We start from the raw sequence: 25095 nt of genomic DNA on the forward strand, positions 1-25095 counted from the left end.
TGGTATTGATGAGTTTGGAAAACTCACAGTAAGGGTCAGCATGCCAACACTATGAAGATGTCCATGAAAAGCATAACGCTCGTGTCTGGTCGGTTAACACCTAAAGCTCTTTCTGTGGGCCTGATCGCTTTCATCCTCTTGGTCTGTGTGATGCTGGTTTCCGCAATTGCCTGGCAGCTAAAGCAATCGGCGGACGAACGATTGGCAAACGCCAAAATTGCTGTCCATAACATTGTTCGGGCTTCCGAGCAGCAGGCTCAAGATACCTTGCGTCAAGCTGAAAACATTCTGAGCGACCTTGCCGAGCGCGTTGAACATGACAAACTTGGCGACGAACAGAAAGTTCGCTTATCCAAAATAATGGCCAGTAACGTTGAGGCAACCGACGGAATTCAAGGATTATTCATTTTCGACAAGAATGGCGACTGGGTAGTCAATTCGTTCTCGTCAGCGACGGTCGCAAAGAACAATAGCGATCGTTCTTATTTTATCTACCACAAGAACCACCCTGGCTCGGCCATCCATGTGGGTCAGGTCATTTTGAGCCGCACCACCGGCGACATGATCATCCCCGTCAGCCGCCGTACTCAATACCCAGATGGCAGCTTCAGCGGCGTGGTGTTGGCGACGTTGCCCGTCGACTACTTTCAAAGTTTCTTTGAGCGTTTAGACGTAGACAAACAAGGGGTGATATTGCTGGCACTGAATAACGGCGATTTGCTTGCCCGCCGACCAATGATTGACGCACTCATGACAACTAATATTGCAAAGGGAGAGCTGTTTAGTCGCTATCTGATCAACAGCAACGACGGGACAGCCAGCCTGACGTCCGTCGTGGACGGGGTAGAACGAGTCTATGCCTACAGCCGCATACCGGGCCTTCCGATCGTCGCCGCAGCAGGATTGTCGTTAGACTCGGTATTTGCAACATGGCGGACGTACGTCTACCAGGCATCGATTATGGTGGTGCTGATAATTGTTGTGCTGACCAGTCTGGGTTTTCTCTTTTACCGACAAATTCAACGTTTGTTAGTGGCAGAAGAAGAGCTGCGCCTTGCGCATCGTGATTTAGAACATATTGCCAAGACTGACAGCCTTACGGAGTTGCCTAATCGTAGGTGTTTCGACGCGACACTGGCACAAGAGTGGGCGAGAGCATGCCGCACTGGAAATAGCGTAGCGCTCATACTTATCGATATCGATTGGTTCAAGCAGTACAACGACTATTACGGCCATGTTCTCGGTGACGAATGCTTGAAACAAATCGCAGCGTTAATAGGTAAAAATATAAACCGCCCAGCCGACCTCGCTGCCCGGTATGGAGGAGAAGAGTTTGTAATCCTGCTTCCAGAAACGGAGCTTGCAGGTGCGGTAAAGATCGCCGAGGAAGTGCGTTCAGCCATAGAGGCTGCAAAAATTGAACACAGAGGCAGTACGGCAGGCATCGTCACCATCAGCGCGGATGTCACTTCCAACCACCTGCGTGGCGTAGTGGTAGCGATTGATTTGCTGGAAAAGGCCGACAGTCTTCTGTATCGCGCAAAAAAACTGGGGCGCAACCGTGTGGAGCATCAGTCGCGGGAAGTCCTCAAAATATAAAGCGCCGCGGCTACAGGTCGACGTCCCGCAGATCCGTTTAGATCAACAGCACAGAGTTCCTCAGATCAGTTCGTATCGCAGATAGCCATTGGCATCATTCCCCACGCAGATAAAACCAGCTCGCTCATACAGCTGCCGGGCCGGGTTATCAGGCCGCACGCTCAGCCTCAAACACGTGAAACCCTGCTGCCTTGCGGCGGCCGCATACGCGTAGAACAACGCCTGGCCGATCCCCTTTCGCCGGTACGCCTGGCTGACGTTGATGGTGCATAGCTCCGCGTAATCCTCCTCGGGTGTCCACAAGCAATAGCCGGCGACCTGCTCTTCAATGGTCGCCACCGTCAGGCGCTCAAAGTTTTCCACCCATCGAGTCAGGTGCCGCTCCAGCTGCAGCCGCCAAGCGTCTTCGTGGTCAGGCTCCCAGCTTCGGATGTAGTCCTGCTCTCCCCTGTAGATCGCTGGAAGATCTGTAATGCATGCAGGCCTTAATCTAAGCGCCATACGGGTGCCTTTTGGGTAGTGAACAGGGCGATGCATCACATAATAAGGCGAACAAATCGGCGCAGGTCAACAGCGTTGAGCCCCCCGCCATTCACTCATTTGTGCGTAACAAGCTTTTTCAGCGTGACAAATCCTGACATATTTATTGATAATGATTCTCATAATTATTATCAACACAGGAGTTTTCGATGTCGTCACGCGCCCTCCCCCAGCGTTATTTCAACCCTTCTCGCGATCTTTTGGCCATGACGATTTGCATGGCTACCCTGGCACCCGCCTTCGCCGATGACAACAGCAGCGCGCCGGAGACCGCCGCGCCATCGACCCTGGAACTGGGCGCCACTGAAATCACCAGTACCCAACCGGGCAGCGTCACCGAGGGCTCCAACTCCTACACCACGGGCGCCATGTCGACGGCAACCAAACTCCCGCTGACCATGCGTGAAACACCACAGGCGGTCACCGTGATCACGCGCCAGCGTATGGATGACCAGGCCATGACCAGCATCAACGATGTGGTAAGGGCCACGCCCGGGCTGTTCCTCGACTTCTCAAGCGGCCCCGGTCGGCAGGGCTACACGGCGCGCGGGTTCAACATCGACAACCTGATGTACGACGGCATTCCGAGCGGCTACAACGGTGTGTCCATCGGCGCCCAGCCTAACCTGGCGATGTTCGACCGGGTGGAGGTAGTACGCGGTGCCACCGGCCTGGTGACCGGTGCCGGCAACCCGTCGGCAGCCATCAACATGATCCGCAAGCGCCCCCTGGACGAGCAGAAAGTCACGATCACCGGCGCCGCCGGCAGCTGGGACAACTACCGTGGCGAGCTCGACGCGTCCAGCCCGCTCAATGACAGTGGCACCCTGCGCGGCCGGGTCGTCACGTCATACCGCGACGCCAACAGCTTCGTGGACAAGGCAGCGGAAGACCACGGCCTGTTCTACGCCGTCACCGAAGCCGACTTGAGCGAAGACACCACCCTGACCCTCGGTTTCTCGCACCAGAAGGACAAGACCAATTACTTCTGGGGTTCCTCGATGATCGGCCTCGATGGCCATCACCTGAACCTGTCGCGCTCCTACAACCCCGGCACGGATTGGGAGAACAAGGACCAGGAGATAAACACGATCTTCGCCGAAGTCCGTCACCAGCTAGCCAACGACTGGAAGCTTCAGGTCAACGCCAACTACGCCGAACAGAACGGGCTGTTTTCCGGTTCTTACCAATCACGCTGGGTAAACAACACACTGGCGCGGACGGTCTACCAGTCCTCCTACGACGAAAACCAGGCCGGCGTGGACGCCTTTGCCAGCGGCCCCTTCGAAGCGTTCGGGCGCACCCATGAACTGGTGGTGGGCGCCAGCAAGCGCATCTACGACCTGACCACCCACAACTACTCGCCCTACGACTTGAACTGGCCACTCAACGCGGGCAAACCGGACTTTGTGCACACCGGCAACGACCATGAAGTTACCACCCAGGACGGTTTCTACGTCACCAGCCGCCTGAGCCTGGCCGACCCGCTGAAGCTGATCCTCGGAGGCCGCCTGGACTGGTACGACTACGACAACCGCGGTGGCGACGGCGACTACAAGGTCACCCGCAACCTCACACGCTACGCCGGCCTGATCTACGACCTGGACGACCATCACTCGGTCTACGTCAGCTACAGCGACATCTTCACGCCGCAGAGCGAAAAGGACACCTCCGGTACCCCGGTCAAACCCATCGTCGGTAAAAACTACGAGGTCGGCATCAAGGGCGAGTACTTGGGAGGTGCGCTGAATGCGAGCGTGGCCCTGTTCCGCGTCGACCAGGAAAACCGCGCCGTCGATGTCGTCGTAGACAACTGCCCACAAGCTTCCTGCGCGGTGGCCTCCGGCGAGATTCGCAGCCAGGGGATCGACTTCGAACTGCAAGGCGCATTGACCGAGAACTGGCAGGTCGGCGGTGGTTATACCTACGCCCACGTGGTCACCCTCAAGGACGCCGCCAAGCCGCAGAACGAGAACCAGCGCTTCGACACCGACACCCCGGAGCACCTGTTCAAGCTGACCACCAACTACCATTTCCAGGGCCCACTGGAAAAACTGCGGGTGGGCGGCAACATCTCCTGGCAGAGCCGCCTGTACAACGACGTCCCGCTGGCTGACGGCAGCACCTACCGGCTCAAGCAAGGCGCGTATGCGGTCACCGACCTGATGGCCGGCTACAGGGTCAACCAACATCTGGACCTGCAGCTCAACGCCAACAACATCTTCGACCGTAACTACTACTCGTCCATCTCCAAGTCTGTGAGCTATGGCGGCGATACCTACGGCAGCCCACGCAACATGATGGTGACCGCGAAGTACAGCTTCTAAATGGCACTGGCGCAGGGACGCGCCGTATCGTGGGGAATTCTGGCCCTACATCGAATCTGTTATCAGCATGGCTGATCACTCACCTGCAAACCGATCCCTTTTTACCCGGTACATCTCCCCATCCGCATGGCTGAGCAGCGTGTCGGCGTCTTTCCCGTCCGCCGGATAAAACGCCACGCCAATACTGCAGGACGGCATTTTCACCGCACCAAACTCAGCGCTCAGCGGCTCGGCCATGACCGCGAGTATCTGCGCGACTTTTCCGGAAACGGCGTCCTCCGACTGGATGTCCGTCAGCAACACCGTGAACTCGTCGCCGCCCATTCGTGCCACCAGGTCGCTGCCACGCACACAGCCTTCCAGCCGCCGTGCAATCACGCAGAGCACGCGATCGCCCACGGCATGGCCATGCACATCGTTGATGCACTTGAAGTGATTGACGTCCAGAAACAACAGCGCCAGCTTACTGTCGTGTCGCTGGGCCGCTTGCAAGGCCGCGTCCAGTCGGTCATTGAACAGCGACCGGTTGTTGAGGGCTGTCAGCGGGTCATGATGGGCGAGGAAACGTAGCTCTTCTTCAGCTTGTGTAAGGGCCGTAATGTCCCGCGCGACACCAATCCGCGCGCCTTCGTCTTCAGACCAGAACGCTGCCCACAGTATGTGCACCACGCTGCCATCCTTGCGGATGTAACGGTTGCGGAAGTCGACGTGGGGCTTGCCGTTCATGACCCGCACAATCGAGGCCCGGGTGCGCGCGAGGTCCTCGGGGTGCATGTAGTCGGTGATCGGGGTGCCGATCAGTTCGCTGGCGCGGTAACCGAGCAGCGCTTTGCAGGCATCACTCACAAAGACAATCAGGTTGTCACTGTCGACCACAAATACCGTATCCAGCATCAGGTGGATAAGTTTGGGATAGAGGGCTTGCAGGTCAACGGGCATAAGTCATGGCGCGTCTGGTTCATATGGTTCCGATCATAGCCCGATCATCAAGGATGGCAAAAAGGAATCATAGCGGCCCGCAAAATAGCCCAAGGCAATGTTGTTGAACCAAGTGCGTCGCCACCAGCAGGCTGCGCCACCCTTCGAGGTCGTAGGACAGCGCCCGCCAGAGCACCCACAGCGAGTAGTAATAAAGATGGAACACGCCCCCGAGCCTGGCATCCCTTGTCATGTTGATCTGCTCCGAAAATTCAAAGTACCGGGGCTGCCAAACAGCTCAGGTCACCAGGCCACACAGGATCACAGTCACGATCAACTCCCTTGATTCAACGATGGTTCAGACGGCCTGCGATGTCGCGCCAGGCCCTAAGTCACTTCCTGGCGTCTCGCCTTACCCAGCGACCAGCCGAAATTCATGCCGGCCGCCGCCAGCAGGATGGCGGCCGCGCCAACCACCTGCAGCACGCCGAGTGGATGGGCGAAGGCCACCCAATCGACCACGATGGCAACGATCGGATAGATGAACGAAAGCGCCCCCACCAATGCCGTGGGAATTTTTTGAATGGCGCTGTACAGCAGGGTCGACATGAGCCCCGTGTGAACCACGCCAATGATGATCAGGTAAGTCCAGGCCCCATCGATCGCGTCCACCGTGGAGAAATCCACGATCGGCGCCAGCACCAGGACGCCCACCACCATCTGGATCAGCACGATCAGATGCGCGGGCAAATCCTTGAGTCGCTTGGTGATCGCCGCGGCCACGGCGTAGAAGAAGGCCGAAGCCAGGGCCAGGCAAACACCCAGCAGGTAATCGGCGCCGGTGGCCTGGCCGCTGCCCTTGGCGGACACGATCAGCATCAGGCCGGCGAAGGCCACCAGGAGCCAGCCTACCTTGGCGGCATTCAGGCGTTCAGCAAAGAACAGCACACCCAGGCCAACCAGCATGAAAGGCTGAATGTGGTAGACCACCGTCGCGATGGCAATGGAGGAATAACGGTAAGCGCTGAACAGCAACACCCAGTTGAGAATCAACGCCACCCCGCCCAGGCACACCAGGATGAATTGCCGGGCAGTGATCCGGGAACGCCGCAGTACGCCGAGCGCCAGGCACGCCACCAGCATCGCCATGGCGCCAAACAGGCAGCGCCAGAACACGACGGCTTCGGGACTCTGGCCCGACATGATGACAAACCAGCCCACCGTGCCGGAGATCACCATGGCCGAAATCATTTCGAGCGTTCCACGGGCTTGCGACTTCATCACACACTGCTTCCTTGCGGCAGGCATTGCCGTAACCTAAGCCACCTGTTTGCTGGCCAGGGTTCGGCAATACGAACTTTATAATGAACTAATGACCACTATACTGAACAAGGTGTAACAGAGCGTCAACCCATTTTAGGATGATCTATAAAACAAATGAACGACATAACGAACAACCTGTTCAGCAACAATCCGAGTCGAATTGATCTGCTGGCCCTGTCTATCAAGCGCGAACGTCTGGCTGCCGGGCTCTCGTTGACCGAGTTGGCGAAACGCGCGAGCGTGGCGAAGTCGACCTTGTCCCAGCTGGAATCCGGCATTGGCAATCCCAGCATCGAAACGTTGTGGTCGCTGGCCATGGCGATGGGGTTGCAAGTCACCCGGTTCTTCGAACAGCCCCAGCAAAACCTGCGGGTGATTCGTGCCAACGAAGGCATGACCACCTATGCCGAAACCGCCAACTATGCGGCGACACTGCTTGCCGATTGCCCGGCGGGGGTGCGGCGCGATATCTACCGGCTGAAGGTCCAGCCTGGTGAGGTGCGCCTGTCACAGCCGCACCCGGCCGGCACCGTCGAGCACGTGGTGCTGTGCAGCGGCAGCGCGAATATCGGCCCGGCCAATGAGCCCGTGCTGCTATACGCCGGCGACTACATCAGCTACCTGGCGAATGCGCCCCATATGTTTGAGGCGCTTGAAGCGGATACCACCGCGGTGATGGTGATCGAACACCCCTGACGCGCGGGCATGTGCCCTCAGGCATGGATCGGCAGGGCCAACCCGAACAGTACGAAGAACCCGCCACAGACTTTATTGAACCGGCGCCCGGTTCGAGCCAGCCAAGGCCGGACCCGGTGCGCAGCGCTCGCCACCAGGTATTCAACGATGAACTCCACCACGGCGTAGGTAAGCGCGATGGTGAGCGTCTGCGCGATGATGCTGCGGTGGGAATCCAGGAAGGGTGGAATAAACGCAGTAAAAAGCAGCAACGCCTTGGGGTTTGAAATTGCCGATACCAGCCCTTGGCGGAACAGCGACCAACTCCGCGAGCTGGTCGCGCCGGTCGCCTCAAGGCTGACCGGTGCCGCCCGCCACAGCCCGAAGCCCAACCAGATCAGGTACAGCCCGCCGGCCACCTTCAATGCAAAAAACCAGCTGGCCGACGCCTGGATCAGCGCACCCAACCCCAACGCGCAAAGCGACAGCACGATGGCAAAACCGAGCACGCCACCGGTGATGGTGAACAGCGTCTTCCGATTGCCGTGAAGCGCGCCATGGGTCAGCGCCAACAACGCATTGGGCCCCGGCACCACCGCGATGCCGAAGCAGGTAGCCAGATAAAGCAGCCAGGTATCAAAGGGCATGATCCGATCCAGTAGGTGTGAGCCAGGCCAGAATCTTGCGGGTGAACAAACAGTCATGAAAAGCGCATAATTCACGTCAAAGCCATTCGATTAACGAATAGAGGTAAGCGCGATGCCGGCCAGTGACTTGCAACTCGATTGGCTCAAATGCTTTGTGGCCGTGGTGGATGCCGGCTCCTTGTCGGGCGCCGCCCATGAGGTCAACCGCTCGCAGTCCGCCGTCAGCATGCAGATGAAAAAACTCGAGGCTGCCCTTGGACGGCAATTGTTGAGTCGAGGCCCCCGGCACCTGCAACTGACCGCCGACGGCCAGACACTGCTGGGCTACGCCCGCCGCATGCTCGCCCTCCACGCTGAAACCCAGGCGGCGTTCCACGGTGAAGAGCTGACCGGGCGCATCCGCCTTGGCGTCGCGGAAGACTACGCAGCCAGGTACCTCACGCCGCTGCTCAAGCGTTATTCGCCGCGCTACGCAGGCGTGGAAATCGAACTGACTTGTGAACAGTCGACCACGCTGATCCCGCAGTTGCGCAGCGGCGACCTTGACCTGGCGCTGGTGTCCAGGGACTCGCCCCAGAGCGGTACCTTTCTGTTCAAGGAACCCATGGTCTGGGTCGGCTCACCGCAGTTCGAACTGTGGCGGCGAGACCCGATCCCCATCGCCGTCTACGAAAGTGCAAGCCTGGCGCGGCGGTATGCGGTGAATTCACTGACCCAGCAAGGGCGCGAGTTCAAGGTGGTCTACAACAGCTCCAGCCTTGCCGGCCAGGTGGCCGCCGTCGAAGGTGGCCTGGCGATTGCCGCTATCACTCAGTGCACCGTGCAGCCATCGCTTCAGGTGTTGGGTGAGGAGCACGGCTTGGCAGCCATTGAACCCATGGACGTTTCGATTTTGCGTAGCCGGGCCTCTCGCGGGTCCAAGGCGGTCAACAGCCTGCATGCGTTCATCATCAGGGCGCTCAGGGCTCAGCCTTAGTGGACAGAGCACGCCGGGACATCACCTAGATCAGGATTGCATCGGGAGAGATTTCCAACGCCTATGGGTTAACCAACAACCTGTGGCGAGGGAGCTTGCTCCCGTTGGACTGCGCAGCAGTCCCATTTCTTGTGACCACTATCTCCCTCACTGGACCACTGGTGGTTACACGGAAGCAACCGCTCTACTCAGGCCGTCTTATCAACGAGACTGATGATTACTATCGAACTGCTCGCCTATGGGCTTGCGAAGCCCGCTTTCTATAATCGCCTCCACTTTCTCCCTCCCGTCTGTCCTCAGGCGAAATTTCCTCCCGGAACCCGACACCATGCCAAGCGCAAGCCGGGCCCCTAGCGGCCTCCCTGAACATAATCAACAAACCGTCCTGCAGCAGTGGCTGGCGATTCTCTCGGTTGCCGTGGGCGCCTTCGCCCTGGTCACCAGCGAATTCCTACCAGTAGGCGTACTCAACGACGTCGCCGCCGACCTCGGCATCAGCGCCGGCCACGCCGGCCTGATGGTCACCCTGCCCGGCATCATGGCCGCCCTCGCCGCCCCGCTGCTCTCGGTCGGTATTGGCACCATGGACCGTCGCTACCTGCTGATCGGCCTGACCCTGATCATGATCATCGCCAACATGGTGGTGGCCTACGCCAGCGACTTCAGCCTGCTGCTGTTCGGCCGCGTATTGCTGGGCATCAGCATCGGCGGCTTCTGGGCCACGGCCATCGCCCTCAGCGGCCGCCTGGCGCCCAAGGGCGTGGGCGTAGCGAAGGCCACCTCGATCATCATGATGGGCGTGACCCTGGCCACCGTCCTCGGCGTGCCCGTCGGCACCTGGCTGAGCGGCCTGATGGGCTGGCGCATGACCTTCCTCGTCACCGCGCTGGTCGGCATCCCGGTACTGCTGGCGCAGATGTTCCTGCTGCCCCGCCTCGAACCGGAAAAAGCCATCCGCATCAGCGACCTGCCGGCCCTGTTCATCAACCCACAAGCCCGGGTCGGGTTGATCGCCGTGCTGCTGATCGGCCTGGCGCACTTTGCCGCGTACACCTACGTCGCCCCGTTCTTCAAAAACAGCTCCGGCTTCGACGGCCCGACCATTGGCTCGCTGCTGCTGCTCTACGGCGTGGCCGGCGTGATGGGCAACGTCTTCGCCGGCTTCGCCGCCAACCGCAGCGTGCGCCACACCTTGTTGCTGGTGGCCCTGATGATCGGCACCAGCACCGCCCTGTTCCCCTACTTCGCCACCGGCATGAGCGGCGCCGTAATGCTGATCGCACTGTGGGGCTTCGCCTTCGGCGCCTTCCCGGCCTGCGCGAGTATCTGGATGTTCGTGGTTGCGCCCAAGGATGTGGAACGTGGCATGCCGCTGTTCGTCGCGTTGTTCCAGGTGATCATTGCCGTGGGCTCGTTCTTTGGCGGGCAGATCGTCGACAAGATGGGGACGTCGGTGCTGTTGAGTTTGGCGACCGCGTTGGTGGGAGCCGGGTTTGTGACGGTGCTGGTGTTGGGGCGCAAGGTGAGTAATAGCCTGGCGGCGCAACCGGCCTGAGAAAGAAAAACGGGACTGATGGATTTCAGTCCCGTGGCTTGAGGCAGTGAGCACGGCGCCTTGCTCCATTGCCTACAGTTGCGTCAGAATCCGCCGGCTTGTGCACCTGGGTGGGCGTCTCTAAGGTTGCCCGGTCGCTGAAAACTCAGTGATCGGGTTTAGTAGCCCGAGGTTAACTGCAAGTGCATAAGCAGCATCTATCAGACCTTCTTGTCTGTGCTTGATGGTGGCTGTGCGCAGGGCGTCTTCGGACGCGCCGGCTTTTGTAGTTTCCCCGGTCTACTAACCTGCGTACAGCCGCCACCCCATTTCGTTTAGTAGCGATGTGGTGACGGCCCAGCTCAGGAAAACTACTGATATGTTCAAGGTAACGCCGAATCCTCCGGGATCTCCCGATTTGAAACTCAACCAAGCCGCGCACCGTGCCTTGGATCACTATCTCAATCCCTCCTCCGCCAAAACCGCCCCGCCATCGAGTGCGCTGTTCAGTGTGGCTGCTGACGCCAGCAGTGAAAGCCTGATTACCAATAGCTATGAAACCTTTGCCTCGGTCAGCGCGTTGCTGCTTGATCTGTCGGAAGAGCTGAGCGGGAAAGACCGTAATGTGGCGTTGGCTATTCACCAGCTCAGTGAGTTGGGGGTGCTGTTGATGGGCAAGTTGATGGATCGGGAGGTGCCGTGTAGCTGAAATCAGACGTAGTCCAATAGCACTTACCGTTCAGTGCACGCAATCGATTAGCCGCTGGGGCGTTGTAGGCATCTACAGCGGCTCAGCGACGGCACACGTGCCAGGGCACTGCTTTTCTCCGGCTATGCTGAATGCCGGCTTTCGGCCAGAAGCGGTCATTAACTGTCTAGGAGGCCGCGGTGACTCAAGGAGATTTTGATCTGATATTGGACCTCGTCAGATAACACGGTCGTGAATGCATCCTGAGCCGTTTCGTGTGTGAGCGTGCCATACACGCTGGCTTGCGCACCCAGCACCCCCTCCTAGCCGTGAGCACCTACCGCTCAGCATCGAGAGCTGGCGCTGTTACTAATGTCCTATTGACACCATAGCCGTTCCGCCCGAAGCTCCAAATCTTACGCAAAGCTAAAATCAAGGAAGAAAATGCTTATCACCAAAGTGGTTTTAAAAGGCTTTCGAAATTTCGCGGATGCCACAATCAACCTTGAGCGTAACACGCTGATTATTGGTGCGAACAATGTTGGCAAAACGAATCTAGTTTATGCTTTGCGCTTGCTATTAGACAAAAGTCTTTCAGATGCCGAAATTGAGCCCATGGAGTCTGATTTCCATATCTCAGGCGTTGGAAAAATTTCGGACACGCTGTCAATAACGGTTTATTTCTCCGAGGTAACAGAAGATGCTGTGCTAGCGAGCCTGAAGGGAAACATTACAAATGACTCGTGCTTTGTCCTTCAATATACAGCTGACAGGAGGAGCCTGACTTATGAGGTTAAAATTGGTGCCACAAGGTCTTCGCTTGTAGAAATCCCTTCAAGATATTATCTGAAGCATATAAATCTGAGATACGTGAAGTCCCGAAGAGATCTAGAAAAATATATCAATACGGAAAAGAGACAGCTTTTAAAGCTATCCTTAGAAAGTCGTAGTGAAACCGAATCGAAGTCCGATCATCGCCAGATGGCCAGAATTGGAAAAGCCCTAGAATCGATTAACGACAAAATCCGAAACCTGCATTACGTAAAAGGAACGACAGATTCTGTAAATGAGGAGCTACAAAAGCTTGCTCACGACTTTAGTGAGTACGAAGTAAAGCTCGATTCCGGTGCAATTCAGGTGCAGCAATTTATTGATAGCCTTCGCTTGGGTGCATCTACATCTGGAGCATCAGTAATGCTTGGCGGCGACGGACGTAACAACCAGATATTGATGGCCTTGTGGAAAGCTAAAAGCCAGCGCGAACATGATCCGGACAGCGAAGTGGTGTTTTACTGCGTTGAGGAACCTGAAGCACACCTTCATCCGCATCAGCAAAGAAAACTGGCTGATTATTTAATTAATGACCTGCCTGGCCAAACGCTTATTACTAGTCACTCACCCCAGATTACGGCTCGCTATATACCCTCTTCAATTGTCCACCTCAAGATAACCAGCGGAAGAGCCAGAGCGGCAAGCAATGGTTGCAGTAACTGCATCAGCAAAGCATGGGATCACTTAGGGTATAGAATGAGCATTTTACCTGCCGAAGCCTTTTTTGCTAAATGTGTTCTGCTTGTAGAGGGACCTTCAGAAATTTTATTTTTTAGTGAGCTTGCAAAGCACCTATCCATCGACTTGGATTTCTATAATATTTCCATTTTGTCTGTCGATGGAATTCAATTTAGCGTTTATGTAAAGATTTTAGACGCCATGGAGATACCATGGGTAATGAGAACAGATAATGACGTCTCGGATATAAAAGTAAAAAAAGTTCCGCTGCGTCATTTGGCTGGAATTAATCGTTGTCGCGCAGCGATAGGTCTAAGTGCTATGGCACATGCTCCACTCGGCACGACCACTCAATCATTGCTGGTCGACGGCACTTGGGAAAAGACCTCAAAGGAGACGAACCCAAAAGGCGCCTATCTGTCTCGCGTCGATCTTGAGCATGACTTGGCCGGGGAGATGGAGTCCGAAGTGGTTGCTTATGTGTGTAAAAAGCTGAAGAAACGAACTTTAGACGTCACAAGTGCAATCAAGTACTTACAGGGTAAGAAAGCTATCCGCATGAGGGAGTTGCTGGCTCAGATTTCGGTTAGTCTTCCTCTAATCAAAGATGGCTTTTTGGCGAAACCGCTACTACATGCGAAATCATTGGCTGAGGCCTAGGTATGCCTACTAAATTTACTTACAGTGATGCTCAGAAGGCGGCTATTGATTGCGCTGGCAGCATGGTTATCACGGCCTGCCCTGGAAGTGGAAAAACAACAGTAATGGTGGAGAAGATCCGCCAAGAATTTCATAATCTCAAGCCACACCAAGGGATCATAGGAATATCTTTCACAATAAAATCCAGCAAAGAACTTGGCGACAAATGTAAAAAGAACGGTGCCAATACCAGAGCAAGCTTTTTTGGCACAATTGACAACTTTTGTCTTGCTGAGGTTGTATTTCCATTCCTTGCTCGGATTTATGGAGTTAGCAAGCAAGAAATTTCATGCGTGCAGTTCAGCCAATTAAAAGATGAATACAAAGCTAGTCTCCCTGACCTTTCAAAATCAAATATTAATTTAAGTACAGACGACTACGATTTCTACGAATCGGAATTTATGGAGCACTATCGGCAAGGGTTCGTTCTTCTAGAAGCTGTCACAATAATTGCTTGCAAGGTCTTGGAAAAGTCAGAAGCTTGCAGGCGTTATATCAAAGCAAAGTATCGCTCAGTTTACATAGATGAATATCAGGATACATCTGAGCCTCAACATGCGCTTTTTTGCGCCCTGCACTCACTGGGTTTGAAAGCTGTAGCCGTTGGTGATACCCAACAATCCATATTTGCATTCCGTGGAAGTGATCCTCGCCACCTTTTGGCACTCGCATCTGATGTGGACAATTTCGAACATCACATAATTGATATCAATCATCGCAGTCATCCCTCAATAATTAATTACTCCAAACGCTTATACTCCCCTCAGTGCCAGCTCATTCCGGTTGCGACTAATGACATACATGTTTATCACCGTAGCTTCGACGGGACGCAGGAGGCTGTTGCTAGCAGCCTTAGTAATTGGATAGGGAAATCAGTTCACGCCTTGAGAATAGAGGATCTGAGTGAGGTCGCGGTATTAGTGAGATGGAACGGTTCGATTGATCGCCTACAAAGGCATCTCACCCTGCCTGCAAGATTTTATAGAGACGACTCGTTGTCAAAAATTGCGAGCCCGCTGGGACGCTTCTTCTCTGCTCTGCTTACTTTTTATTTCGACGAGCGTAGGCTGGCAGAGCAGTTACTTGATGATTTCTTGCTAAACAAAAGGACACCTGCAGGACTCAGGGCCATTAGAAGATCGATCCATGGTCTGCGAAATTTTGAATTGAGTAAGCTTCCAGACGAGTTTATAAAAATTGCGACGCTTTTCAATTTTTCTGCGGATAGCAAAACAGAGGTCGAAGCACTAATACAGACCATTTCATCTACAGAGGATATCTTGCACTACAAAGCGGCACAATCAGGTGAGATTCAAGTGATGACTCTCCACAAATCGAAAGGGCTAGAGTTTGACTTGGTTATTCACCTGGACCTCTATGACTGGGTGTTCCCCACGAGAACATACACTGGAAATTTTAATGAGGAAGTTTTTACGGATTGGGATCAAGATCTGAATCTTCACTTTGTAGGTATCACTAGAGCAAAAAAATGGTGTGTTTTGATCACGAGTACTCAGAGAATAAACTCTGAAGATAATGTTAAAAAAGGCAGCCCCTCTCAGTTTCTTAGCTTGCCAGGGATAAAAGGACTGTATCGATAGAGGGGCACTGCTGAAATGAGTTTCAACCACCGTTAGACAGTCCTCCTGCCATTCACCTGCCGTCGATTCTTTACTGAGTTACGCGACGACTATTCGGACTTGATGGCAATGGTTTTACTTTTCACGACTGACCGGTGATGGCCGACAGTTGCCCCTCGTGACAGACCGCCGGCCAGCCAGTGAGCCACTCCAACCCTATCGGTCAGCCAACAAAAACACCCCGCACTTCAACCAAAAGCGGGGCGTTCTCTCCAGCATCACTTCACATCAATCACATCGCCGTATGAAAAATCTGCTCAATCTCATCCTGATTGGCAGGACGCGGATTGGTAAAACCGCAGGCATCTTTCATCGCATTGGTTGCCAGTGTCGGAATATCGTCAGCCTTCACACCCAATTCGACGAGCCCACTCGGAATCCCCACATCCGCAGACAGTTTACGGATGGCCGTGATAGCCGCCGCCGCCCCCTTCTCCGCATCCAGCTGCTGAGTCTCAACCCCCATCGCATGGGCGATATCCTTAAACCGGGCCGGGCATACGCTGGCGTTGAAGCTCGACACGTGGGGCAGCAGGATCGCGTTGCACACGCCGTGAGGCAGGTCGTAGAAACCGCCCAGTTGGTGCGCCATGGCGTGTACATAACCCAGCGAAGCATTGTTGAAGGCCATGCCGGCAAGGAATTGCGCGTAGGCCATGTTTTCCCGGGCGGTCATGTTGTCACCCTGGACAACGGCGGTGCGCAGGTTGGCCGAGATCAATTCGATGGCTTTGAGTGCGCAGGCATCGGTGATCGGCGTGGCCGCGGTCGACACGTAGGCTTCGACGGCGTGGGTCAGTGCGTCCATGCCAGTGGCGGCGGTCAGGCCTTTGGGCATGGCGGCCATCAGCGAAGGGTCGTTGACGGATAACAGGGGTGTGACGTTGCGGTCGACGATGGCCATTTTCACGTGGCGGACTTCGTCGGTGATGATGCAGAAACGGGTCATTTCACTCGCCGTGCCGGCGGTGGTGTTGATGGCGATCAGTGGCATTTGTGGTTTGGCGGATTGGTCCACGCCTTCGTAGTCACTGATGTGCCCGCCGTTGGCGGCGCACAGGGCAATGCCCTTGGCGCAGTCATGGGGTGAACCGCCGCCCAGGGAAATAATGAAATCACAGTCGCTGCGACCCAGCAGCTCAAGGCCCTTCTCAACGTTGCTGACGGTCGGATTCGGTTTGGCGCCATCAAACAGGGTGGAGTCGATGTCTTGCTGGGCCAACAGGCCCGCAACCTTGGCGGCCACGCCGGCTTTGGCCAGGCCGGCATCGGTGACGATCAAGGCTTTGCGGAATCCGTATTTGCGGATTGCGAGCATCGCCTCGTCGAGGCTGCCAATGCCCATCATGTTCACGGAGGGAATGAAGAAGGTGCTACTCATGATAAATCCTCTTTTTATTATGGAGACACGGGAGTCAGTGAGGTTTTCTACTCATCTCGCAGGTGATGCGGCGCGGTTACGCTGCAATCGTGGACAGGCCGTCGCAGGCGGTTTCTTTTGTCACGGGGTTGAGCCTAAACCTATGGCGTCAGGCTGAAATGGTCCTTTAGCTGGCATCGGCTCCTCCTTTAGTACTGGGAGGCAAACGGCCCCATCAAGGCGGGCATGCGACCTATCGGCCCAGAGCGGTCATTTGAATTGTCTATAAACCACAAGCGCTTTAGCATCGTCGGCCCATAACCGATGGTCGACAGGCGCGCCGCGATGACTAGCTCTGCACACATTTGCTACAACTCAAAACACACTGGTTTGACGTTGTCAGACGTTGCCAAACATCTGCGAGAAAACGCCTCGTGGCGCGTCTCGGTAACGGAGTGGAGCGGCTATGGGATGGTCATCCCACAATTGCTTGTCCATACCCCTGTCCCTTTTCTGATTCAGATAGAGGACGACCCTGATTGGGTACCTGGGGAAATTCAGGAAATCATCGAATGGGAAAACCTCGATCAGAATGCGGAGATCGCGCAAAAAATCGCTCAATGTGATGCCCGACTGGCCATCCAGTCGACCACCCCAGACCAGGTCATCAGTGACGGATCGTCGATAACCGTCTCTACACTCGGCGTGGCGATAGACCCTTGCGACCCAGACATTTCGGCTGTGCTGATTATGTTGTGTCGCAAGCTTGAAGGCGTCATTCACGATTGTGTAAATGGCGGGGTCACTGTTCGCTGATCAACAGCCTTCACCCACCCTTCTGTGCAGGAACTGAAAAAATGAGCATTGATTGGATCAACTTTACGCCTTGGACGTCATTAGGCGAGAAAGCGTTGTTTCTTCTTGACCTTGGTGATTGCGGGCGTGCTCGTCGGCGTGGGAACCCGGTACGGCTCCGGCTGTACCAGTGGTCACGGCGTGTGTGAGAGGCAGCAGTCGGCCAAAAGCTGCCATTGAACGACTGCATATTCGTTACGCGGTGCGGATTGCATCGGTCATGATATCGAGTGCTTCGACGGCCGATTGCCCGGGTCCGGAATGCGTAAATCCATGATCGCAATTGGCGAAATCCAAATGACGCACGTCTACCCCGGCGGCCGCAAGACGCATTGCATAATATTGTCCACCCGACCTCACCAAGTCGTTCTGCGCTGTCAGAATGAGCGTTGGCGAAAGACCATTAAAGCTATCGGCTAATACCGGGGATGCCAGCGGTAGCAAGCGGTCCGCCAGCTTTGGCAAGTACAGGCTTTGAAAAAAGTTCATCATTGAAGGCGTTAGCACTGATGCATTCCCGACCGGTACCAGGGGCTCATTGATGTCCCACGAAAAATCCAGTCCTGGATAAATCAACACTTGCAGGCGAGGTGCAAGATCCTTGCGATCTTTCAACTGTTGAGTCACGGCCGCGACAATGGTGCCTCCAGCGCTAAACCCACTGAGTGTGGGGGTGTCCGCAAGAAGCCTATACTCGTGCGGTGAGGTCATCATTCGCTCAATGACATCGCAGGCTTGCATGATTGCAATTGGAAAAGGCGCCTCAGGTGCTAACGCATAGTGCACATTAATCACCGCGCGGCAGGCTTTGACAGCAATATGTCGACAGATCAAATCGTCCTGCCGAGCAAAGCCGACCACGAAACCACCACCATGGAAATTGAAATGCGCCGGCAGTGCGTCCTCCACTCCCTGCGGTCGATACTCAGTAATAGTCACCGTTCCGTGGTGGGTTTCTATCCGCTTCCTTACCACATGAGCGGATAGTTTCCTGATGCCTAGTGTGCCACCTACGCCCACGAAAAAAGGAGCAGCGCAACGCAGTAATAGCACCCTCGCCCATCCGATCACCGTGATGTGTTCGACACCCTCCCGTGCAACAACGGTATTACCCTTTATTAGTAACAATACCGTTACTGACAATGTGATGGTCGCTGCACACATCCATGCCAAAAGCTCAGAGGTCACTGCGCGCGCTCCGTTGTGAGTTCAATATTCAGGAACATCGACGCGCCCCTCTGCTACGGCGACCATTTCTGGTGATAGTGGTTTTTCCCTGAGCAGCAAAGCCAATACCAACGCAAGCACCATTAAAATCATCGCGCCTTGGAATACGCTGTGAAAAGCCGCCAACATCGCTTCGGCAGTTGCCGCGTGTGCCATGCGGGGGGCGAGCACGGCACCAAATATGGCCGCGCCAGTAGCTCCACCAAGGGTTTTGAAGAAGTTCAGAGCGCCAGTTGCGACACCCAGATCGTCGTAGGCAACCGCGTTCTGCCCTGCCACAACCACAACTTGTATGAAGAACCCGAGGCCGATGCCCAGTACCGCGAGGAAAAGCACGATGAGCCATAGCGCCGTGCCCACATGCAATCGCCCCAGCAGGTAAAGCCCAAGCCCCGCAAGCAGTGCGCCCAGGATGGGGAAAATTTTGTAACGACCGGTTCCAGAAATGATCGTACCGGTCAACATGGTTGCACCGATCAGACCTGATAAAAGGGCAATGATGCTGCTGCCAGCGCCTAGAGCGGACAGTCCGAACACGTTTTGCAGCATGAGCGGGACGAAGAGCAAGCCAACAAAAAGTGTTGCCGTAGACAGGAAGAACAAAGCCGATGAAACCGAAAAAATGTCATTGGCAAACAGTCTAAGCGGCGTGATTGGCTCCGCAGCGAAGCGCTGTACCTGCACGTACGCCGATAGGGCGATCACACTTATAGCCGTCAGCCCCAGTGCTTGCCATGAGCCCCATCCAAACGCGTGTCCTCCTTGCACCATCAGCAGTAGAAATGAACCCGTGAAGAGGGTCGCGAGGAGTGCACCACCTACATCCAACTGGTGTGCTATTGAACGAGCAGGCAAGTGCAAGCGAACGGCGATCAAATAGAAGGCTAGCCCTCCGATCGGAACGTTGATCAGAAAAATCCAGGGCCAGCTCCATTGGTCCACAATGAACCCACCCAACAGCGGGCCGACGATAATCGCCAAAGCAGGGACTACCCCGAGAATGGCCTGATAGCGCCCTCGGTCCCGTGCCGGAACCAGGTCGCCGACAATCGCCATGACCAGGGAGCTGAGCCCTCCTGCACCGATGCCTTGGAAAGCACGAAAAACGATCAACCAAAGCATTGTTGGGGCAAGCGCGCACAGCACCGAACCCAAAACAAATAATGCGATAGCCACCTGGAGCACTTTTTTACGGCCCTTCATGTCACCCAGCTTGCCGAAAATCAGCGTGCTTATTGCGCTCGTGAGCAAGAAAGCTGTGGCGACCCATGATGCGTGAATACTGTCGTGCAGATCCTCACCCATGCGGGCGAGCGCGGTGGCAATAATGGTTTGGTCGAGTGTCGAAATAAACAAGACCAGCATCAGTGGCCATAGCATTGCTGAAAGCGCTACTGCCTTCTCAGGCTGTACAGCGTCGGAATATGGGAAGTTGTTATTTAGCATTGGCGTATTCTCTGATGTAGGTCATTCAGACTTGTGCCATGCCGCCATCGATGGCCAGAACACTTCCCGTCATGTAGGACGAATCGGAGCAAGCGAGGAACAACGCTGCGCGGGCAATTTCCTCTGCCGCCCCCCAGCGTTTCAACGGCACGGCGGCACAGACATAGGCGTCCACGTCAGGCTGCTCATAAGCCAATTGCGTCAGCGGGGTCTTGACTGCACCTGGGCTCAGCACGTTAAACCGCACTTGCCGGAGAGCCATTGCCTCATCGTTGGCGAATGTACGAGCCAGGCTTCGCACAGCAGCTTTGGACGCCGCATACAAAGGGTCACCCCAGCGCCCCAGGTCTGCAGCCGCTGAGCCTGTCAGGATCACCGACGCCTCTGCCGCCAGTAACGGCAATGCACGCTGGACGGTGAAAAAAGCACCTTTGAAATTGAGATCTATCATGGTGTCGAATGCTGATTCGTCTACTTCCCTCAACGGTGGACTGTGTGAAGTCCCAGCATTCACCAACAGAACGTCAATGCGGCCGTAACGCGCGGATACAACGCTCATCACGCGGTCAATATCCTCCAGTTTGCTGATATCGGCCGCCACCGCCGATGCTTGCAACCCTATGAGCTTGACGGCCTCGCTCAGCTTTTTGGCGTCGCGCCCAACGATAACCACTTGAGCACCGTGCTCATGCATCAGCTGCGCCGAAGCCAAGCCAATTCCGCTGGAGCCACCCGTTATCAGAGCGACCTTGCCCGATAATTTAAGAACTATTTCAGCCATAAAATCATCCCACGCAGTATTTTGTCATCAAGTGATGACTTAGATACTCCGCGATGGATTTGTGTATGTCAACAGTTGATGACAAGATGTCGCCACGACAGCAGTTAACGGTCCTCGCCTCAATCATGCTTACTCCAAAAGCCGCTTCTCCCTCACGTAATGCGTTGCAAACCCGACAACGCATTTTCGACGCCGCACGGCGATGCTTTTCATCCAAGAGCTACGAAAACGTTGGCATACGCGAGATTGCGAGAGAGTCTGGGGTAGACGCTGCGCTGGTGAGTCGCTATTTCGGCAGCAAGGAACAATTGTTCGAACACGTCATTCAAAATGCATTCAATGTCGACGAGCACCTGCCTGCAAACCTGGAGGACATTGGCGCTTTCCTCGTAGGGCAGGTGTTAAATGACAAATCTGAGGCTGACAATGATGGCTTCAACCCGCTGCGCTTGCTGTTACTGGCGGCAGCTAGCCCAGAGACTTCGTCGGTCGTATCAAGCCGCTTTAAACAAGAGTTCGTGCACCCGCTAGCGCTCCGAATAGGCGGTAGAAATGCTAGTGCTCGCGCTGCGTTGATAGCGTCCTACGTAATCGGAATCGCCACTATGCGGCATTTACTTGATTCACCCGATCTCAATCTGTCTTTACAGGACGAGCCTGTAAGCTTGGTCGTCGCTGCGATCCAGTCTTGTGTTACCCAACCAAGCTGAAAATTCGGTGGCAACCTCTTTGCAAGACAGATCTACCGAGTGCATAAGCCTAAAACTCTTCAAACGAGCCAAAGACGAACGGCGGCTAAAGGGCGGAAACCACCACTTGCGATTGGCCGCTATTGGCCGATTGCAGCCCCTCGTGACAAGCCTCTATTCGCCGTTTCCAACCTAAAGCCCCGCCCAACAACGCCGATAACCTCCTACCACTAATCAATCCCCGCCCCCCTACACCTGATTCGCTCCCCGCATGCCCGTATGGCACGTCGCATGCTTGCCTCACCCCGGCCTGTCCACATGGAGTACGAGTGAATGCCTGCGCAAGCCCGTTTCATCGAGCACTACCGTAAAGCCGACCGCATCATGCTCGCCCTGATCTGGCTGATGACGCTGTTCTCCCTGGGCCTGGCGTTTTGGCATGACACGCTGCTGCAAGCGCTCATCATAGGCGGCGGCACCAGTGTGGTGCTGACCCTGGCCTATCGCGTCATCGGCGGCACCCGCCTGATGCGCTGTGCGCTGGGCGTTGGCCTGATGGTGATGGCGGCGTTGCACATCAACCAGGCCGAGGGCGTCATCGAATCGCACTTCGGTATCTTCGCGCTGCTGGCGGTGCTGACGTTCTACCGCGACTGGCTGCCTATCCTGGTGGCCGCGGCTACCATCGCGGTGCACCACGTGGTGTTTCATGCCTTACAGCACCAGGGCTTCCCGGTGTTTGTGATGGAGCATCACGGCGGCTGGAGCATGATTTTCGTCCACGCGTTCTACGTGGTGATGGAGACGGTCGCCCTGCTCTATCTCGCGGTGCACAGTCAGAAAGAAGCGGTGGAAAGCCAGGAAATGCTCGAAAAGATGCTCGCCGTCACCACCCAGTTCAGCGGTGAGGCCGTCAAGGGCAGCGCGGAAAAAGTTCATGTCTCACTCGCGACGCGTTTCGACCACTTTCTGACCCAGATCACCTGCCTGATCGACGGCGTCGCCCGCGACTCCCACGGCCTCGGCCAACTTGGCCAGGAACTGGCCCACGCCAGCGGCACCCTGGAAAAAGGCGCACGCCACCAGTTGGCGGAAATTGCCCAGATGACCGACTCCATGCAGCGCATGGAAGACGCCATGGGCCATATCGCCGTGCACGTGGAGCATGCCGTCGAACACGCGGGGCAAGCCAGCCAGCAAGTCATCCGTGGCCAGGAAAGCGTCGGCCGCGCCCAGCAGGAAATCACCCAGCTCGCCACCCGCCTCCACGACACCAACGAAACGGTCCAGGGGCTGGCCGTGCAAGCCGAACAGATCGGCTCGGTGCTGGAAGTCATCAGCAGCATCGCCAACCAGACCAATCTACTGGCCCTTAACGCCGCCATCGAAGCCGCCCGCGCGGGTGAGCAAGGACGCGGGTTTGCCGTGGTTGCCGATGAGGTACGCAGCCTGGCGCAGCGCACGGCGGTGTCTACCCAGGAGATCAAGACGATTATTGAAGGCTTGCAACACGGCAGCCGGCAAGCGGTTGAAGCCATGCACGACAGCCGCCAAGGGGTGGAGCGCTGCGTGGAAGACAGTCAGCTGGCGGTGGAGATGCTGCGGGCGGTGGGCAATGATATTTCGCAGATTGATCAGTTGAATGGGCGGATTGTGTCGACCACCCGCGAGCAGTCCACGGCGAATGTGGAGATTGTCGGGCGGCTGCAGTCGGTGCAGAGCATTGCGCAGAATACGGCGCAGGATGTGGAGACGCTGGCCCGGAGCAGTGAGCGGTTACCGCCGATTGCGGTGCGGCTGGATGCGTTGGGGCGTCGGTTTCATCAGTGAGCGGACGCTCGATTGACCCCGATTTTTTCTAGTAAATTTGGAGTTTAAGGACTAACTCATGGATGTGATTTCAGCGCACCTATTTTCTACAAATCACCGCACTCAAATTGAAGCAAGCGATCGCTGTGGCTGTTTTTACTGCTTAGGTGTGTTTTCGCCTTCAGAAATCACTGAATGGGTTGACCTAGATGGCACCGCTTTGTGTCCGAAGTGCGGGATCGACTCGGTTATCGGTTCAGCATCCAGCTTGCCGATTACCCCTGAATTTCTCTCGAAAATGCACGAGTATTGGTTCTAAAAGATTCCGTCACTCGATGGCATCCCTTCTGTTTGAGATCTACAGAGGAGCTTTATCTCAGTGCCGCACGTTTCGGCTACGTATTTACACACTCTGGGCCGGAAGCATTCACTATTGGCTCTGTTAACGTCTCTCTCTGAACACAACTCACGGACGGCTTCATGGAACGACTCCATCCTCGTGGCATTGATGCGGACGGTTATATCCTCACCGTGTCCAACGTCGAGATGCAGCCACAGTTTCAGGCTTTGCTGACGGACGTTTGCATGACGCTCGCGCGGCCGGAACCTCTGCTGGACGGAATTTATATTTATGGCAGTGTCGCTAGAGGCGACGCCGTGCCGGGGGTTTCTGACCTGGACCTAACCCTTATTCTGCACAGCCCTCCTACGTCGCAGGATCTGGAAATGCTGGAGTCGAAAAGGCGCACGCTGGAAAGTCGGCATGCCGAAGTCACCAAGATCGATTTCGATATCGGTACGCTTTCTGAAGTATTGGCACCTGACAATCGATTGAGCTGGGGGTATTGGCTCAAGCATCACTGTCGTTGCTTATGGGGCAATGATCTGACCCAACGCTTCGACCGGCTCAAGCCGTCGCGCGCTATCGCCATTGCCGTGAATGGTGACTTTGAATCCGTACTGACCCGGTATGCCGATGTTATCGACCAGGCGACCACACCGACGCAATCGCTACGCTTGCAGCGAGAAGCTTCGCGCAAACTCATCCGGTCAACTCAAGTGCTTCGCTCTGAACAGGACCTGATGTGGCCGCAAACTCTGGAAGAGCTTGTCGAGCAGTTTGTTCAGCATTACCCGAGTATGAGGATGCAGATCTCTTTTTTCTTGTCCCAGGCAAGGAACCCGGATGCCAAGCCGAAGAAGTTTACGACTCAGCTCCATCATTTTTTGACCTGGATGGCTATACAAACCGGTTGAATCCATAACGCGCCTATGAAATCAGGGGCGATTCATGTACCTACAGACGGGTTATCACGCATGCCATTACCGCGAAATTCGATATCCATAACCTGTTGGCTGCTCCGTGGTGTTACTGAATTGAGTGAATCATCCTAAGCGTTCCAGGATCATCATCGAAAGATACGCTTCCAAGCGACAACAGGCCTTGGATCAACTCCCCATAAATGGCCGACACTCCTGTTCTTATTGATGAGTATCAGCCTCCTCTGCGGGATAAAACTCGCCCTCCTTCCCCATTCTTTTCAGCCGTTCGCGCACAATTACCTCAACGCTGACCACGGCGGCATGATCGTCAGGGTTGACCAACTGCAAGCACAGGCGTTGGACATTCTGATCGTGGGTGCCCTCGCTCATCATCTCGTGGGTAAAGACCTGTTCGCCACGCCATAGGCATAGCTGGGTATGCGTCCCGCCGAGCCATATTTCGTTGATTGATCCAAGGTCGGTGGTCGCTAGTTGATCGACGGTGATTGTCTTATCCATTGCGCTGTACCTTACCCATGAGTAGATACAGGTAGACTTACCGGCATAGCGGGTCGTTCCACGCGTTGGCA

General features: G+C 55.5%; 22 protein-coding genes and 1 pseudogene. 14 read left to right on the plus strand and 9 right to left on the minus strand.

The window, feature by feature from the left end; all coding sequences use genetic code 11:
* The first annotated feature begins 63 nt into the window (after positions 1–63).
* Positions 64–1599: a sensor domain-containing diguanylate cyclase gene (locus SNL23_RS02030; RefSeq protein WP_318301474.1), complete on the plus strand. Its 1536-nt coding sequence runs from the start codon at positions 64–66 to the stop codon at positions 1597–1599.
* Positions 1600–1659: 60 nt separating this feature from the next.
* On the opposite strand, the gene SNL23_RS02035 is transcribed toward SNL23_RS02030, so the two are convergent.
* Positions 1660–2100 (minus strand): GNAT family N-acetyltransferase, encoded by a 441-nt coding sequence (locus tag SNL23_RS02035; RefSeq protein WP_318301475.1) that lies wholly within the window; start codon positions 2098–2100, stop codon positions 1660–1662.
* A 188-nt stretch (positions 2101–2288) separates the two neighbouring features.
* Here SNL23_RS02035 and SNL23_RS02040 point away from each other — a divergent pair, with 188 nt between their 5' ends.
* Positions 2289–4466: a TonB-dependent siderophore receptor gene (locus SNL23_RS02040; RefSeq protein ID WP_318301476.1), complete on the plus strand. Its 2178-nt coding sequence runs from the start codon at positions 2289–2291 to the stop codon at positions 4464–4466.
* Between the two features lie 75 nt (positions 4467–4541).
* On the opposite strand, the gene SNL23_RS02045 is transcribed toward SNL23_RS02040, so the two are convergent.
* Positions 4542–5405 (minus strand): sensor domain-containing diguanylate cyclase, encoded by an 864-nt coding sequence (locus SNL23_RS02045; RefSeq protein WP_076016947.1) that lies wholly within the window; start codon positions 5403–5405, stop codon positions 4542–4544.
* A gap of 366 nt (positions 5406–5771) precedes the next feature.
* Positions 5772–6665, minus strand: coding sequence for a DMT family transporter (locus SNL23_RS02050; RefSeq protein WP_167663255.1), 894 nt, complete (start codon positions 6663–6665; stop codon positions 5772–5774).
* A 156-nt stretch (positions 6666–6821) separates the two neighbouring features.
* Between SNL23_RS02050 and SNL23_RS02055 the strand changes: the two genes are divergently transcribed.
* The gene (locus SNL23_RS02055) at positions 6822–7403 is read left to right on the plus strand and encodes a helix-turn-helix domain-containing protein (RefSeq protein ID WP_076016939.1); all 582 of its coding nucleotides are present in this window, start codon (positions 6822–6824) and stop codon (positions 7401–7403) included.
* Positions 7404–7420: 17 nt separating this feature from the next.
* On the opposite strand, the gene SNL23_RS02060 is transcribed toward SNL23_RS02055, so the two are convergent.
* Positions 7421–8029: a LysE family translocator gene (locus SNL23_RS02060; protein WP_318301477.1), complete on the minus strand. Its 609-nt coding sequence runs from the start codon at positions 8027–8029 to the stop codon at positions 7421–7423.
* A 112-nt stretch (positions 8030–8141) separates the two neighbouring features.
* On the opposite strand from SNL23_RS02060, the gene SNL23_RS02065 reads away from it, so the two are divergent.
* From SNL23_RS02065 to SNL23_RS02085, 5 genes are all read left to right on the plus strand, one after another.
* Entirely contained in the window at positions 8142–9005 is an 864-nt protein-coding gene (locus SNL23_RS02065; RefSeq protein ID WP_318301478.1) for a LysR family transcriptional regulator, read from the plus strand.
* A gap of 328 nt (positions 9006–9333) precedes the next feature.
* Entirely contained in the window at positions 9334–10560 is a 1227-nt protein-coding gene (locus tag SNL23_RS02070) for an MFS transporter (protein ID WP_318301479.1), read from the plus strand.
* Positions 10561–10918: 358 nt separating this feature from the next.
* Positions 10919–11248 carry a DUF6124 family protein gene (locus SNL23_RS02075; RefSeq protein WP_318301480.1) on the plus strand — a complete coding sequence of 110 codons (330 nt, stop codon included), beginning with the start codon at positions 10919–10921 and terminating at the stop codon, positions 11246–11248.
* A gap of 423 nt (positions 11249–11671) precedes the next feature.
* Positions 11672–13396, plus strand: coding sequence for an ATP-dependent nuclease (locus tag SNL23_RS02080; RefSeq protein WP_318301481.1), 1725 nt, complete (start codon positions 11672–11674; stop codon positions 13394–13396).
* A 2-nt stretch (positions 13397–13398) separates the two neighbouring features.
* A complete protein-coding gene (locus SNL23_RS02085; RefSeq protein WP_318301482.1) occupies positions 13399–15036 on the plus strand; it encodes an ATP-dependent helicase in 1638 nt (545 codons plus the stop codon).
* Between the two features lie 271 nt (positions 15037–15307).
* Here the strand turns inward: SNL23_RS02085 and yiaY are convergent, their stop codons facing one another.
* Entirely contained in the window at positions 15308–16456 is a 1149-nt protein-coding gene (gene yiaY, locus SNL23_RS02090; RefSeq protein ID WP_318301483.1) for an L-threonine dehydrogenase, read from the minus strand.
* A 324-nt stretch (positions 16457–16780) separates the two neighbouring features.
* On the opposite strand from yiaY, the gene SNL23_RS02095 reads away from it, so the two are divergent.
* A complete protein-coding gene (locus tag SNL23_RS02095; RefSeq protein WP_143503669.1) occupies positions 16781–17251 on the plus strand; it encodes a hypothetical protein in 471 nt (156 codons plus the stop codon).
* 105 nt (positions 17252–17356) lie between these two features.
* Positions 17357–17437: pseudogene (locus tag SNL23_RS31450) on the plus strand (YeeE/YedE family protein); the annotation flags it as partial.
* Between the two features lie 48 nt (positions 17438–17485).
* Here the strand turns inward: SNL23_RS31450 and SNL23_RS02105 are convergent.
* The 3 genes from SNL23_RS02105 to SNL23_RS02115 are packed head-to-tail and all read right to left on the minus strand — an operon-like array spanning position 17486 to position 20744.
* Positions 17486–18478, minus strand: a complete 993-nt coding sequence (locus SNL23_RS02105) for an alpha/beta hydrolase (RefSeq protein ID WP_318301484.1) — start codon at positions 18476–18478, stop codon at positions 17486–17488.
* A gap of 21 nt (positions 18479–18499) precedes the next feature.
* Positions 18500–19963: an MDR family MFS transporter gene (locus SNL23_RS02110; protein ID WP_083676720.1), complete on the minus strand. Its 1464-nt coding sequence runs from the start codon at positions 19961–19963 to the stop codon at positions 18500–18502.
* Positions 19964–19988: 25 nt separating this feature from the next.
* Complete coding sequence (locus SNL23_RS02115) at positions 19989–20744, minus strand: SDR family NAD(P)-dependent oxidoreductase (protein ID WP_076016931.1); 756 nt, start codon at positions 20742–20744, stop codon at positions 19989–19991.
* A gap of 65 nt (positions 20745–20809) precedes the next feature.
* On the opposite strand from SNL23_RS02115, the gene SNL23_RS02120 reads away from it, so the two are divergent.
* The 4 genes from SNL23_RS02120 (at position 20810) to SNL23_RS02135 (ending at position 24499) form a co-directional block, all read left to right on the plus strand.
* On the plus strand, positions 20810–21454 hold the full coding sequence (locus SNL23_RS02120; protein WP_076016930.1) for a TetR/AcrR family transcriptional regulator: 645 nt from the start codon (positions 20810–20812) through the stop codon (positions 21452–21454).
* Between the two features lie 1116 nt (positions 21455–22570).
* Positions 22571–23263: a methyl-accepting chemotaxis protein gene (locus SNL23_RS31455; RefSeq protein ID WP_442969512.1), complete on the plus strand. Its 693-nt coding sequence runs from the start codon at positions 22571–22573 to the stop codon at positions 23261–23263.
* A 58-nt stretch (positions 23264–23321) separates the two neighbouring features.
* A complete protein-coding gene (locus tag SNL23_RS02130) occupies positions 23322–23561 on the plus strand; it encodes a cytoplasmic protein (protein ID WP_076016928.1) in 240 nt (79 codons plus the stop codon).
* 161 nt (positions 23562–23722) lie between these two features.
* Entirely contained in the window at positions 23723–24499 is a 777-nt protein-coding gene (locus tag SNL23_RS02135; RefSeq protein ID WP_318301486.1) for a nucleotidyltransferase domain-containing protein, read from the plus strand.
* Between the two features lie 225 nt (positions 24500–24724).
* On the opposite strand, the gene SNL23_RS02140 is transcribed toward SNL23_RS02135, so the two are convergent.
* Positions 24725–25024, minus strand: coding sequence for a hypothetical protein (locus tag SNL23_RS02140; RefSeq protein WP_318301487.1), 300 nt, complete (start codon positions 25022–25024; stop codon positions 24725–24727).
* Positions 25025–25095: the final 71 nt, after the last annotated feature.

It is taken from the genome of Pseudomonas sp. SED1 (genome assembly GCF_034044025.1).
Lineage (GTDB): Bacteria > Pseudomonadota > Gammaproteobacteria > Pseudomonadales > Pseudomonadaceae > Aquipseudomonas.

What these genes read in the sequence shown, in the direction of transcription:
- SNL23_RS31455 (WP_442969512.1), top strand. Translation starts at nt 22,571, where the DNA reads ATGGGCCATATCGCCGTGCACGTGGAGCATGCCGTCGAACACGCGGGG.
- SNL23_RS02095 (WP_143503669.1), top strand. Translation starts at nt 16,781, where the DNA reads ATGACTAGCTCTGCACACATTTGCTACAACTCAAAACACACTGGTTTG.
- SNL23_RS02045 (WP_076016947.1), bottom strand. Translation starts at nt 5,405, where the DNA reads ATGCCCGTTGACCTGCAAGCCCTCTATCCCAAACTTATCCACCTGATG.
- SNL23_RS02050 (WP_167663255.1), bottom strand. Translation starts at nt 6,665, where the DNA reads ATGAAGTCGCAAGCCCGTGGAACGCTCGAAATGATTTCGGCCATGGTG.
- SNL23_RS02110 (WP_083676720.1), bottom strand. Translation starts at nt 19,963, where the DNA reads ATGCTAAATAACAACTTCCCATATTCCGACGCTGTACAGCCTGAGAAG.
- SNL23_RS02085 (WP_318301482.1), top strand. Translation starts at nt 13,399, where the DNA reads ATGCCTACTAAATTTACTTACAGTGATGCTCAGAAGGCGGCTATTGAT.
- SNL23_RS02080 (WP_318301481.1), top strand. Translation starts at nt 11,672, where the DNA reads ATGCTTATCACCAAAGTGGTTTTAAAAGGCTTTCGAAATTTCGCGGAT.
- SNL23_RS02120 (WP_076016930.1), top strand. Translation starts at nt 20,810, where the DNA reads ATGTCAACAGTTGATGACAAGATGTCGCCACGACAGCAGTTAACGGTC.
- SNL23_RS02070 (WP_318301479.1), top strand. Translation starts at nt 9,334, where the DNA reads ATGCCAAGCGCAAGCCGGGCCCCTAGCGGCCTCCCTGAACATAATCAA.
- SNL23_RS02135 (WP_318301486.1), top strand. Translation starts at nt 23,723, where the DNA reads ATGGAACGACTCCATCCTCGTGGCATTGATGCGGACGGTTATATCCTC.
- SNL23_RS02130 (WP_076016928.1), top strand. Translation starts at nt 23,322, where the DNA reads ATGGATGTGATTTCAGCGCACCTATTTTCTACAAATCACCGCACTCAA.
- SNL23_RS02040 (WP_318301476.1), top strand. Translation starts at nt 2,289, where the DNA reads ATGTCGTCACGCGCCCTCCCCCAGCGTTATTTCAACCCTTCTCGCGAT.
- SNL23_RS02055 (WP_076016939.1), top strand. Translation starts at nt 6,822, where the DNA reads ATGAACGACATAACGAACAACCTGTTCAGCAACAATCCGAGTCGAATT.
- SNL23_RS02035 (WP_318301475.1), bottom strand. Translation starts at nt 2,100, where the DNA reads ATGGCGCTTAGATTAAGGCCTGCATGCATTACAGATCTTCCAGCGATC.
- SNL23_RS02030 (WP_318301474.1), top strand. Translation starts at nt 64, where the DNA reads ATGAAAAGCATAACGCTCGTGTCTGGTCGGTTAACACCTAAAGCTCTT.
- yiaY (WP_318301483.1), bottom strand. Translation starts at nt 16,456, where the DNA reads ATGAGTAGCACCTTCTTCATTCCCTCCGTGAACATGATGGGCATTGGC.
- SNL23_RS02115 (WP_076016931.1), bottom strand. Translation starts at nt 20,744, where the DNA reads ATGGCTGAAATAGTTCTTAAATTATCGGGCAAGGTCGCTCTGATAACG.
- SNL23_RS02060 (WP_318301477.1), bottom strand. Translation starts at nt 8,029, where the DNA reads ATGCCCTTTGATACCTGGCTGCTTTATCTGGCTACCTGCTTCGGCATC.
- SNL23_RS02065 (WP_318301478.1), top strand. Translation starts at nt 8,142, where the DNA reads ATGCCGGCCAGTGACTTGCAACTCGATTGGCTCAAATGCTTTGTGGCC.
- SNL23_RS02075 (WP_318301480.1), top strand. Translation starts at nt 10,919, where the DNA reads ATGTTCAAGGTAACGCCGAATCCTCCGGGATCTCCCGATTTGAAACTC.
- SNL23_RS02140 (WP_318301487.1), bottom strand. Translation starts at nt 25,024, where the DNA reads ATGGATAAGACAATCACCGTCGATCAACTAGCGACCACCGACCTTGGA.